This window comes from Pseudarthrobacter sp. IC2-21, from assembly GCF_034048115.1.
Classification (GTDB): Bacteria; Actinomycetota; Actinomycetes; order Actinomycetales; family Micrococcaceae; genus Arthrobacter; species Arthrobacter naphthalenicus.
Genome location: NZ_CP139145.1, coordinates 2,987,190 through 2,999,357, shown reverse-complemented (window position 1 = coordinate 2,999,357; position 12,168 = coordinate 2,987,190). Strand labels below are relative to the sequence as shown.

Genomic DNA, 12,168 nt, shown 5'->3' with positions numbered 1-12,168 from the left:
GGCCACGATGGCGACGGGTCCGACGGTTTTCTGCTTGTCGTGAAGAGAACTTAGGGTTGCCGAGAACGCTGGTTACGAAGGCTCGCCACGGTGCGATCCGTGACGAGCCTTTCCTAGCGAAGACTCAGCTAGGATAGGTCGGTTCGCGCTGGGATCAAACTACGATGTGCTGGTCCATTGCCTAAATTTAGGGAGTAGCTATGCCTCTTGATGCCAGTGGATACCAAATTCTCGGTGCTTCAATTTTCGGGCCTGAACCGTTGTCCGGTATCCATCTTGATGTACGACCTGGGTCAACCTTCCTGTACGGAAAGAACGGCACCGGGAAGACTCGACTCCTTGATCAGCTCACCAAAGCACTTGAAGGGGCGGGCCAGCCCAAAAACGGATCGTGGCCGCGGTCTCTAATCCACACCTCTGTTGAAGTTCGACCGGCGACTGGCGACGACGACTTTGTGTCCGCACTCTACGAGTTGCTCGACGTTCCAAAAGAACTTCAAACGGACGATGTTCATCGCGAGGAGTTCCAAACGGCACTCCTTGAAAGAGTCAATCTCTGGGAAGCACTTGACCTCGACGACGCCTTGGCCTTGATCGAGTATCCCGAGCTCAGAACGAGCCAAGGATTCCACCTTTCTCTCATGCCCTCAGGGACCTCCGGATCGGGCCGATGGACCGTTTATTTGTCGGCGATCTTGGGCGCCGATGACATACAGAAGCTTGCGATGTATGGCGCCGCCCTCAGCGAAGCTAGGCGTGCGATGCTTGAGGGCACCTCGCTCGATGAGCAGTCTTCCGTTCAGCGGTTGCCCTTTAAGTTGGCACAGGCAGATGAGTGGTACACCGAGCCGTTCGAAATTCTCCGGGGGGATGGCCGACCGGTTTACTCGCCCACCGGGGCCTCACCGCTGGAAAATTGGCCGCCTAACGTCCCAGTGCCCTTGGCTGCAATCGGCTCCATTTCAAGAGGTCCTGCCCAAGTATTCGTCAACTCGCTGCCACTGGACGTGATCCAGGAGAAGACGCTGTCACTGGTTTCCAGAAGCCAGTGGAAAGCCCCGATCGTGGAAGCCACAGCGGGATCTGAAATGGTGCTGGCAGAAAGTGTTCAGCAGGCCGTCGCACTGGCTGAGACAGAAACGAACCGGATCCTGGATGTGTTGGCTGACTTTCCATTCTGGCTGAAATTCGACACTCGGAGTCCGTCGGACTGGTTCGCTGGCAAACCGCCACGGTGGGTTGCCGTCGCTCGTCATGACCAGGCAACAAAAATGCTGTTGGACGATCTCTCGTTCAGCCAACAAAAGTGGGTCCGGTTCGCGTTGAGCCTATACCTCAGCAAGTCTGACCGTAACAAGCCCCGATTGGTCGTCGTGGACGAACCGGAGCAAGGGCTGCACAGGCAGCTCGAGTCTCGAATCTCCCTCGGGCTTCACCGACTCGTAGCAGAATTCGATGACGTCGCTGTCGTCGGCGCGACTCACTCGCCTGCGTTTTTGGATCCGCGTCTAGGGTCTCACCTACTTCATCTGACTCTGACTGGACTCGGTGGGACTGAGGTGTCCGACCTGGAAGTCGGTCATCTCAGCCTCGATGAAGAATCCAGGCGCCTTGGTGTCGCGCCCAGTGATCTTCTCGCGATGACGAGGGTCGCCCTCGTTGTGGAGGGCACCCATGACCAAATTGTGTTGGAGCAATGTCTATCGGAGGACTTGCACGCGTCCGGAGCTAGGGTTTTCGTGATGCGCGGGACGGATCACGCCGCTGCACTACCCGATATGCAGTTTCTGTTCGACGCTCTGGAGGCGCCTATTGTGGTGGTCTTCGACAATGTCATCCAGGAGAGGGTACTGCCGATCTGGCAGCGAGCTGTTAATGCTTTTCAAGCTAACGATTCCCGGCTAGCTGAGCGAACCATATCGGAACTCGAATCGAATTCGGCAACGAAGGAAGAACGCGCCTTGGCTGAGCTTGGCAGACGCGCCATTCGAGTTGGCAGGCTCAGCCGAATCACTCCCTTTGGGCTTAGGCAGGCAGACATCCTCGATTACTTGGCGCCAAGTCATTTCGGCTTGGAAGACGGCGATTGGCAGACGTACAAGGCCGCATTCAGGGCTCGAAAACGGCTCGGTGAGTCGTTCAAAGATTTCCTTCGACGTGAATATAGGGCCAAGATCAATATTGACGCCGTTCGGCACGCAGCGAAGACCATGGTTGCATTGCCTGGCGATTTAGCGCAGCTTGGCGACTTGATACGGCAGCTCGGGTATCTTGGGGCAATCGACGACCTGGAAACCGCTGTAAACTGACGCCGTACTCTGATCGCCCACGGCGCAGGCAGCCGCCTGTGTCAGGGCCCCGCTGTATGAGCCTTCTTGGGCGCTTTGGGCGCTTTGGGCGCATCGCAGGGCTTGGCCTACCATCTGGGAATGACGATCAGACTGGACGAAGACGGCAACCTCTACTCGATGAATGATTGCTACAGCTGTGACAATGAGGGACCTCACTACTCTTCCTTCGTCGTCAAAGGCAGACCTGCTTTTCAGTGTGCCCGGTGCATGGGCCCGGTCAGCGACAATTCGCCGGTTCCGTCCTCATGGCTACCCGGAAATGCAGGTTAGGGGCGTACTCCCGAAAAACGACTGGACCTTTAGCCTCTATATGGACTGACCATTGCGCCGCCGATGATCGCCAATTCCTCGGTAGGGGGACCAAAGCGCAACTCGGCGATCTGCCCGTTCGACCCTGTAGACCTCCCCTGATCGTAGATCCGGCAGAGAGCCTCCACTTGTAAAGCATCCCGGCAGGTCATGTCGTCCCGCCCCGCAGCCTCCATGAAGTCGTGAACCCAAACCCCTCACGCCCTTCAAAGACAACAAATGGAGCGCCCAATGCTGATGGCAGCCGTAGACCCCGGAATCACCCCCAACGCGAGCTTTCCCTTTCTTGAATCGCTGAAGCAGGTCGGCGGCGGCATTCTGGTCGGCGCATTCATAGTGATCGCGATCGTCGCCATAGTAGGTGCTGCAATGCTTCTGGCAGGGAAGCTGAGCCAATCGTCGCGGCTGGCGTCCGGGGGCGGCATGATCCTGCTCTGGACCGGCCCAGTTGCAGCAATTCTCGGCGGCATCAACGGCTACATTCTCTGGTCCCAGACAGCGTTCAATCTCGGATTTTAGGCCTCGCCTGTCATGCCAGTCCAATGTGATCTGAATGGATGGTGGCCGCCCGGGTGCGGTCTCGTGTCCCAGGCCAACGACGGTGTTCAAAGTTCCATCACGTCGTTCTTCGCGAACATTCTGCAGAACGTCGCCGCCTGGATCTGGTCGTTCATCACGGGCGCCTTCAGCGTCTCCAATGTAGATGATTCGCAATGGACCGCCATCGAAGGGCTGACGAGCTGGTGGGTCGTCGTCATGCTCACGCCGCTCGTCGTCGTCATGATCCTCCAACTGCTCTCCGCGCTCATCAGCCAGCAGCCCCGCCGCCTGGTGCGTGCGCTGGCGGGCGGCGCCTCCGCTATCCCCATGGTCGCGGGCGCCGTCTACCTGGTACGCCAGCTCACCAAGGTCAGCGATGAGGCGTCGACGGCGCTGCTCGGCTCCCTGGGTACGGACCCCTACGTGCTGTTCATGCGGCTCTTCGGCTTCGAGAAAGCTCCCGCCGGCTCTGGCCGGGAGTGGAACGTCGTGGCACTGGCTCCCGGGTCCACTGGCGGCCCAGCTGGGGCGGTCGTCGTCACCGCCTTGGCCGTCATCGTGGTCTGGGCCCTGGCCTTCATTCTGATGTGCTCTATGATCTTCCGGTCGTTCGCGCTCATCGTGCTGGCCGCCGTCGCCCCGGTGGCGCTGATGCTCATGCCATGGGAGAAGACGAAGTCGCTGACGCGCCGGTGGTTAGAGGTCGTGGTCGCTCTACTCTTGGCCAAGCCGCTGGCCGCGACAGTGCTCGCGGTGGCCATCAAACTCTTTGCCGAGTCGAAGTCGTTTGCCGGTTTGGCCGCGGGGACGGTCGGGATGGCTCTGGCGTGCGCCGCGCCCATGATGGCGCTGCGCCTTGTGAGCTTTGCCGGTGGCGAGCTGGCGGCAGCCGCGCAGACCGCGGGCGGCGGCCACGTGCTGTCCCGGAGTTCTAGCTTCGCTGCCCGGCAGATCAGCCGGCAGACGGGCGGCCGCTTCACGCTGGCTGCGCTGGCCAGCCGCTCAGCCATGAACCGCCCCATCCAGTCCAGCAGGCCGGTATTCCCCACCAGGACGCTGCCGCCCCGTGTACCGCTGCCCGGGATCGGGACAGGCCCGACGCCGTCGCAGACTTCCGGCGGTGGAGGCACCGCTGTGATGCTCGACGCCGGGCCGTCGCCTTCGGGCGCCATGTCGCCGCATGCGCAGAAAGAGCAAGAGACAACGCGACCGAATGCGCGCACGTCGCCAAGCGGACCGGTGACCGGCGCGAATCTCGAGCCCGCACGGCCGCCGTCGCCCCAGTCCGCAACTGATCCCACAGCCGTTCCTGCAGCGGCGCCGCCAGTGCGGCCGCTGAAGCCGCGGCAACCAATCGTTCAACCACCCAAGGATGGTGATTCCCGTGTCTGACAACTCTCGGGCCCTGGAGGCAGTCAAATTCCCCAGGTATGAGCGGCGCGGCATGTTCATGGGTCTGAAGTGGTACCAACTGCTCTTCCTCGCTGGAGGTGTCCTGGTGGCCAGCACGGCATCGGCGGTCAGCGGCCCTGCCGGCCTTTTCGCCTCGGGACCGATGTGGCTGGCACTGCTACTCCTTGGGTTGCTGCAGTACTCACGGATTCCCTACCCGGTGTGGGCCAGCCACGCTGCGCTGTTCTTCGTCAGGATGGCCACGAAACAGACCCGCTTTCTGGTTAGGACTGAGCGGGCTGCCCTGGCCGGGCGACTGGCGCTGCCCGGCGGATTGGGGAACCTGGAGGTGCGCCGGACGTCCCGCGGCGAGGCGTTCATCGTGGACGCCCGCGGCAGGGAGGCCATCGCCGTGTTGCGGTGCAGTACAAGATCATTCGCCCTGTTGGACTCTGACGACAAGGCGTGGGCTGTGCAGTCATGGTCTCGAGTGCAGGCAGGCTTGGCTCAGCGCAGCAGTGTCGCGAGAATCGCCGTGCAGGATTACACGGTTCCGTACCCCTCGTCGGCGCTGCGCGACTTCTATGACCGGACCGTCACGAACGCGGACCGCGATGGGGAACTCAACTGGGGTCAGCGAGCTTACGAGGACCTGATCTCCGCAGCTGGCTCGGCGATGAGCCATGATCTCTTGCTTACCCTTGTTGTGGACACTGCCAAGGCCCGACGGCGGATCCGGGAGAGCGGCGGGGGACTGGTCGGCGTCGAACGTGTCCTGCGGCTGGAGGTCGAGGCCATGACCACCGCGCTGGGCACTCACAATGTCAGGGTGGAGGAGTGGCTGCCCGAGGCGGGCATCCTCGACGTCGTCCGTGGTGCCTTCGATCCCGCCGCTGTTCCGGACGGCGTTTCGGCCCCTGACCACCAGAACGACAGCGACCCGAAGGTTCAATTCCGCCCGGCGGGACCAATGGCTGTCGAGGAGCACTGGGCCTATCTGCGCACGGACACGGGCTTTCATCAAACCTTCTGGATCGCCGAGTGGCCCAGGCAGAAAGTCTTCCCTGGATTCTTGCATCCGCTGATCTATGTCGGCGATTTTCGCCACACGGTGACCGAGGTGATCCGGGCCGTACCCACAATTGAGGCACTGCGGGACATCCGATCCGCCCAGGAAGCCCACGAAACCAGGCGACGCATCAACACCCGCTTCGACAGGCCACTCACCCGGGAGCAACGGGCCGAGGAGGAAGAAGTTGCCCAGCGGGAGGAAGAGATCGTCGCCGGCCACGGGGACGTCCGGCCTGCTGCGTATGTCACGATCACGGCGTCCACCCTGGAAGATTTGGCCCGGCACAGGCAGGAACTGGAATCGGCTGCGGCAGGAGCCTTCGTCGAACTGCGGCTGCTATCCGGGCAGCAATGGGCCGCTTTCGTCGCTGGCGCGCTTCCGTTCGGGAGGGGGCTTCGATGACACGAGCACGTCAATCGGTTCAGTTCGTGCCGACCGGTGGAACCAGACAGGAGCGGAAGGAACGACGCCGGCGCTCGGCCGCCGGAGACAGCCAACCGTGGGAGGACGCGCTCCACACGTTGCAAGAGAGAGCAGAATCTGCGCTCGACAGGAACGAAATCGGCGACTGGGGGAGCCGCGAACCCAACTCCCTTCGCGGTCCGCACCGTCTGCGCCCGGCACCGCACCGGGCGTCCACCATGACCTTCGCCGCTGCTTACCCCTTCATAACCGAATCAGGCCTGGGCCACGAAGGAACTTACATTGGCACGGACGTGTTCGGGTCTGGGGCCTTTACCTACGATCCGTGGATTCTCTACGACAAGGGCGTCCTCAGCGGTCCGTCGATCGTCGTTATCGGCACGGTGGGGACTGGGAAGTCCATGTGTGGAAAATCGCTGGTGGCTCGGTCGATCACGCTGGGTCGGAAGGCCGCCGTCGCATCCGATCCCAAGGGTGAGTGGGTCGCCGTCGCCAATGCCGTGGGCGGCAAGGTCATTTCCGTTGGCCCGGGCCGGTCCGCCCGTGTTAACCCCCTCGACGCGGGACCACGCTCCAGCGCCCTTGGCGAGGCGCAATGGCAGGCCGTGGTCCGTCAACGCCGCCGCTATCTGTTGGTGGGACTGGTCTCCCTGATGCGGCAAGGGATGCCGCTAAGCCCCGTCGAGCACACAGCCCTGGACATGGCTCTTATGGAGACCGTTGCCGAGAACTCGAATCCCACGCTGCCTATGGTGCTGGACCACCTACTGAACCCGTCCAAGGAAACCATCGGGCTGGTCGGTAAGGACGGGGGACAGGCAGTCAGCCATTCCCTGCGCCGCACAGTCTCCGGTGATCTGGAGGGAATGTTTGACGCTCCTTCCACCGTTTCGTTCGATGCCGAAGCGCCCATGATGGTTATGGACACGTCCGCGCTGATCGGTGCGTCGGAGCAGGCCCTATCGCTTGCGGCGGCCTGCGGCGCCACGTGGCTCGAGGCCGCCGTCACGAATCCCGACGGCGGCAAACGGCTGGTGGTCTACGACGAAGGCTGGCGAATGTTGGCAGACCCGTACATGCTCGCCAAGATGAGCGAGCAATGGCGCCTTGCTCGTACTTACGGCATCGCCAACCTGCTGATCATGCACAAAGTCGCCGACCTCAACGAAATCGGCGACAGTACCAGCGGTCACCGCCAAAAGGCCCTTGGCCTGCTGACCGAAGCAGACACCAGAATTATCTACCGTCAAAAGCACGACGCCATGCGCTTGACCAAAGAAGCCCTCGGGCTGACGGAGGCTGAGTGCGAGCACGTAGAGAACCTCCCCAAAGGCGTCGGACTCTGGAAGGTCGGGAACCGCTCTTTCATCGTGGCCAACAGAGTCACCACCGACGAACTGGCAGTCTTCGGCACCGACGACCGGATGATCTGAGCCAGGCATGAACCGGCGAAGCACTGACAGTCCATTGGTCACAGCCGGCCTGATTGCGGTAGCCAGCTATGTCTGTCTCTGCGCATTCGTCCAAGCAGTCGCCCAAACCCTGACGCTCTGGCGCTGCGGCGGCAGTCCGCCGTCGCCCTTCAACCCGGCCGCCGCCGTCGGACTCATCATCGGCAGGATCGACTTGATCGTCCGGCAACCACAGGGATGCGATGTCGGCGCCGGCAGCGTCGGGTGGGTGGTCGGCCCTGCGCTGATTCTGGTCGCGGCGCTCGCCGTCGGCTGCTACCTGCTGTGGATGCGGTGGAAGCAATCCGGTGCGTGGCTGCGCCAGGACATCCTGAAGCGTGAGGGGATCGCCCAGCGCGCGGAAATCCTCCAAGATTTCGGAGCCAGAGCCGTCCGGAAACGCGGAAAATATACGCGCCCAGGCTTGGTCAAGCCCCAGATTCAGGACGTGGCGTGGACCCTGGGCCGTTCGCGCGGGGTCACGATCCATGTCTCCACGGAGGAGTCGATGGTAATTCAGGGCGCCCCGCGCTCGGGTAAGGGCCTCTACGTGGTCATCAATGCCATCCTCGATGCGCCCGGGGCAGTGGTCACTACTTCCACCCGAGCCGACAACCTTGTAGTCACCATGACGGCACGCGCCAGTGGCGGTAGACCCGTCACCGTGTTCGACCCGCAGGGCATGTCGGGGCTCCCGTCAACGCTTCGCTGGTCTCCGGTGCGAGGCTGCCAGGACCCTGACATCGCCACCCGCCGTGCGCTCGTCATCACCGCCGACACGGAGATGAAGGGCGAAAACGCCGCGTGGCAAAAGCGCTCGCTGATCATCCTGCAATGCCTTCTCCATGCTGCGGCGTTGTCCGGGGAAGGCGTCCGCGCGTTTCGCCGCTGGTCCTCCAGCCCCGTCTTGGCACGCGAGGCGCTAGATGTGCTCAGCCGGCCTAGCGCTGCACTGGGATGGCAGGCCGATCTGATGGGAATCCTGGAGGACGACCCCAGGAACACGTCCAACTCATGGATTGGAGTCTCGGCCGCCGTCGCGCCGCTGTCATCCCCGCGGGTGCTTGCCGCGCTCGACCCCGAGGATGAGGCGGTGGAGTTCGACCCAAAAACATTCATCCGAGATCGCGGCACCCTGTATCTGATCGGCACCCGCGCCGGAGCAGCCGCCGCGGGGCCTTACCTCTCGGCGTTGATCGACGACATCGACAATGCCGCTCGCGAGATGGCCTTCATCGCACCCGGAGGGCGGCTGGATCCACCGTTGTCCTTGATCCTGGACGAGATTGCCAACCTGGCCCCATGGCCTGGGCTGCCCATCGCACTCTCTGACGGTGGTGGCATCGGCATTTCAACCCTTGTGGTCCTACAGTCCCTGTCCCAGGCCAGGACGGGTTGGTCCATCGATGAGGCCGCCACCATCTGGGATTCGGCCATCATCAAGGTGATTTTCGGTGGAGGTTCCGACGAACGCGACCTTCGGTCGCTGGCCGGACTCCTGGGAGAGCGGAGCCTGACCCTGAACACCCGTTCCTGGTCCGCGCAAGGCCGGCAGGACGGCGAACAGATCAGGGAGAGCCCAGTCCTGCCGCTGCATGAGATCCGGCGCCTACCGGTCGGCACAGCGCTCATGCTGGGGCGCCGCACGCGTCCCATCCTGTTGGATCTGCGGGAATGGCACAAACGAAAGGACGCGGCCGAACTCGGGCGCTCAAAGCTTGAGCTCGAACGGGCCTTGGCCGATGGCCACCGTTCGCGGCAGCAAGCAATCGAGGAGGTCAGCGATGGTCAGCCATGACGACGTCGAACGCTTTGAGATCCCCTCGGCCGGAACGGACGACGACGATTTGACTGCTGAACTCTTCCGTACCGCATTCCGGCCACCGGCCCGGGTAACTGGTGTGACATATCGCTGGCGGGAAATGACGGACGCCCAGGCTGGGAAAGTTTGGAGCGCCCTGGCTATCTGGGTCAGATGGCTTGTCGCCACGTACCAACTGACGACGTCGGTGGTCCCGGATTGCTGGTGGCGGCACTCCGAGATAGTGGCTGAGCTGTATGCCCTGCAGCGGGCGGAACTGGCTTCCTACGCCAGCGACGATCCGGGATTTGGGCCGCTGGCCTTTCACGAAAGGCTGCCACACGCCGTCGAGCGTTTGCGGATGCATACCCGGACTGTCGGCTGCGTCGGCCTGCAAGCGCACAAGGAACCGTTGGTGAGAATCCTGCGGCACGACGACGCGGACTTCGTTGAGTGGCAGGCTGCTTCGCACCAACTCGGGATCGAGTTCTGAGTCATGGTGTTCTCGCTCGCACGGACATGAACAGGTATCCCCAACGAATTCCTGCTGGAACCGAGAAGTATGGAGGGCGGCTGCCGTGGCCCCTGAAACTGAAGACTTATCGAGCGATGTGGCGGCAGTAACTGCGCCTGCCCTGACTGACCCCGGCAATGTCCGCATGACACCGGAAGAGCGCATCGCCGCACTGACGAATGGTCTCCATACGATCCTCGAGCAGGCCGTTGAATCGCCATCGCACTGGCAGGTGCTGCTGGACGCTTCGGCAACGCTTTGGCGCTACTCAGGTGGCAACGTGGCACTGCTCATGATGCAGATGGCCCAGCGCGGCACCGAGGAGCCCACCCTGGTTGCCGGGTACAAGGAGTGGGAACGCCACGGCCGCACGGTGCTGAAGGGTGAGCACGCGCTCTGGGTGATCGCGCCCCGCACTTCACGAGTCCAACAGGTGACGCTTCCTGACGGCACGCGGCAACAGGTTCCTCTCGGCGAGAAGCTGCCGCGCGGTGCTGTCGACGATGGAAAGAAGACGATCATCGTAGGTTGGCGTGGTCAGGCGGTCTTTGACGTCTCGCAGACACGAGGAACCCCGCTGCTGGTACCCGGCACCACCGACGGACCGGAGGCGGACGCCGCTGAGCTCTGGCGGTCCCTCTCAGAAGTGGCGAGCCGGCACGGCTTCAGGGTCGACGTCACGCATGCCCAGTACGGGCTGACCAGCGGCTTTACCGATTTCACGCAGCGCCGGATCCAGGTCGGTGCCTGGCTGGACTCTGAAGAGCGTTCGGCGGTCCTTGCCCACGAGCTTGGGCATGTGCTCCTTCACGGGCCAAACGACGAGGTCGGGCGGTTGTATGGCAGCAGTGCGGACCATCGCGGGCTTGCCGAAATCGAGGCGGAATCTGTCGCCTATACAGTGCTGAGGGCCCATGGGATCGACCGTGGGGAGCAATCGGCGCTGTACCTGTTGGGATGGGCAGACTCTGTAATCCATACGCAGCGTTCCGCATTCGATCAGGACATGTACAGCTCGCACCCAACGTCTCGGGTGGATGTAGCCAAGTCGGTCCTCGGGCGTGTCACCGGAGCTAGCAAAGGAATCCTCGAAATCACTCACCCGCCGGGATTCGGCGGCAAGATTTCCGCTGTTGACGCCGATCCGGGGATGAGTCCATCGGCGGTGGCATATGCGGACTTCGGGCAGCCCACACCGTCCGCGGGCGGGCCAGTGATGGCCGGTCCATAAGGACGCCGCAACTGTCTGTTCGGTGGGAGAGCCCCGCCTGCTAAGGAAAGGGAAAGAACAATGAGCACTAAGATCCCGGTCAGCATTGCCGGCAACCTCGTAGCCGATCCCGAACTGAGTTTCGGCGAGAGCGGAGTTGCTCACGCCAAGCTGCGCGTCGCAGTGAACCAGCGCATCCAGGGAGCCGACGGCACCTGGCACGACGGCGAAGCGGTCTTCCACAACGTCTCGGCATTCCGTGCGCTGGCCGAGAACACGGCGAGCTCCCTGAAGAAGGGCGACGCGGTCACTATCACGGGGGAGCTGGAGTTCCGTTCGTATGAGAAAGACGGCGAACGACGCGAAGCCCGCCGCATCGTCGCCGACACACTCGGCCCGGACCTGCGTTTCGGCACGGCGGTCTACCAGCGTGCTTCGCACGTCGCGGCTGCGGGGCCGGACGCGGAGGTTTCCGCTGGTCCCGAAGGGCCCGTGGCAGCAGAGGCTGCTGGACCGGCGTACAACATCACCACAAGGAGCCCGGTGGCGGTGCACCCTTTCGGGGCAGGGGCGGGGAATGAAATGAGCTACTGAGCTTCAGGTTCAGGTTCACCGCAAAGTGTCGTCAACCGAGTGCTTCCGAGTCCACCTTCACCACGGTAGTGACACTAGCCGGGGCACTGACACCGGGAGTGTCGGTAATGTTTCCGTGGAAGAGCTAATCCACATGGGGGAACGAAATGACTGCAACGCCGACCTGCAAGCCGTGGTGTACCGACCACCAAACCGTGGGCGAAGACGCCTGCTACACGCGTTACGTGATTTACGACAACGGCGAAGTAGGAAAATCGGAGCCGGCCGAAGGATCCATGGCCGCTCAACTAAGGGCCGTTGGCGGATTTCCCGGAGAAATTTCCTGGATAGCTTTCGTCGCCAGTCAGGATGAAGAAGACGAGCACCCGGTAATGGACCTCCAGTTTTACGAGGCCGGCGCAGACGAGGCAAATTGCACGTTGCCCCTGAATGCGAGCGTGCTGACGGAACTCCGTTCGAGTCTGGGATCCATACTCAGTAAATTTTCATAGGGCGAGTGCGCGGATGAGCA

General features: G+C 62.5%; 10 protein-coding genes. All 10 read left to right on the top strand.

What is annotated here, in order from left to right; all coding sequences use genetic code 11:
- The first annotated feature begins 200 nt into the window (after positions 1-200).
- Complete coding sequence (locus tag SBP01_RS13725; RefSeq protein WP_320536151.1) at positions 201-2,309, top strand: AAA family ATPase; 2,109 nt, start codon at positions 201-203, stop codon at positions 2,307-2,309.
- A 582-nt stretch (positions 2,310-2,891) separates the two neighbouring features.
- A complete protein-coding gene (locus SBP01_RS13720; protein WP_320536150.1) occupies positions 2,892-3,179 on the top strand; it encodes a hypothetical protein in 288 nt (95 codons plus the stop codon).
- A gap of 63 nt (positions 3,180-3,242) precedes the next feature.
- Positions 3,243-4,592: a type IV secretion system protein gene (locus SBP01_RS13715; protein ID WP_320536149.1), complete on the top strand. Its 1,350-nt coding sequence runs from the start codon at positions 3,243-3,245 to the stop codon at positions 4,590-4,592.
- Complete coding sequence (locus SBP01_RS13710; protein ID WP_320536148.1) at positions 4,585-6,066, top strand: SCO6880 family protein; 1,482 nt, start codon at positions 4,585-4,587, stop codon at positions 6,064-6,066. The genes SBP01_RS13715 and SBP01_RS13710 overlap by 8 nt, the downstream gene beginning before the upstream one ends.
- Before the next feature lie 119 nt (positions 6,067-6,185).
- Entirely contained in the window at positions 6,186-7,520 is a 1,335-nt protein-coding gene (locus SBP01_RS13705; RefSeq protein ID WP_320536147.1) for an ATP-binding protein, read from the top strand.
- Positions 7,521-7,527: 7 nt separating this feature from the next.
- Positions 7,528-9,336, top strand: coding sequence for a type IV secretory system conjugative DNA transfer family protein (locus SBP01_RS13700; protein WP_320536146.1), 1,809 nt, complete (start codon positions 7,528-7,530; stop codon positions 9,334-9,336).
- On the top strand, positions 9,323-9,832 hold the full coding sequence (locus tag SBP01_RS13695) for a hypothetical protein (protein ID WP_320536145.1): 510 nt from the start codon (positions 9,323-9,325) through the stop codon (positions 9,830-9,832). Before SBP01_RS13700 ends, SBP01_RS13695 begins: the two co-directional genes overlap by 14 nt.
- A gap of 85 nt (positions 9,833-9,917) precedes the next feature.
- Positions 9,918-11,084 carry an ArdC-like ssDNA-binding domain-containing protein gene (locus SBP01_RS13690; protein WP_320536144.1) on the top strand — a complete coding sequence of 389 codons (1,167 nt, stop codon included), beginning with the start codon at positions 9,918-9,920 and terminating at the stop codon, positions 11,082-11,084.
- A gap of 60 nt (positions 11,085-11,144) precedes the next feature.
- Positions 11,145-11,657 (top strand): single-stranded DNA-binding protein, encoded by a 513-nt coding sequence (locus SBP01_RS13685; protein WP_320536143.1) that lies wholly within the window; start codon positions 11,145-11,147, stop codon positions 11,655-11,657.
- A 146-nt stretch (positions 11,658-11,803) separates the two neighbouring features.
- Positions 11,804-12,148: a hypothetical protein gene (locus SBP01_RS13680; protein WP_320536142.1), complete on the top strand. Its 345-nt coding sequence runs from the start codon at positions 11,804-11,806 to the stop codon at positions 12,146-12,148.
- The last annotated feature ends 20 nt before the right edge of the window (positions 12,149-12,168 follow it).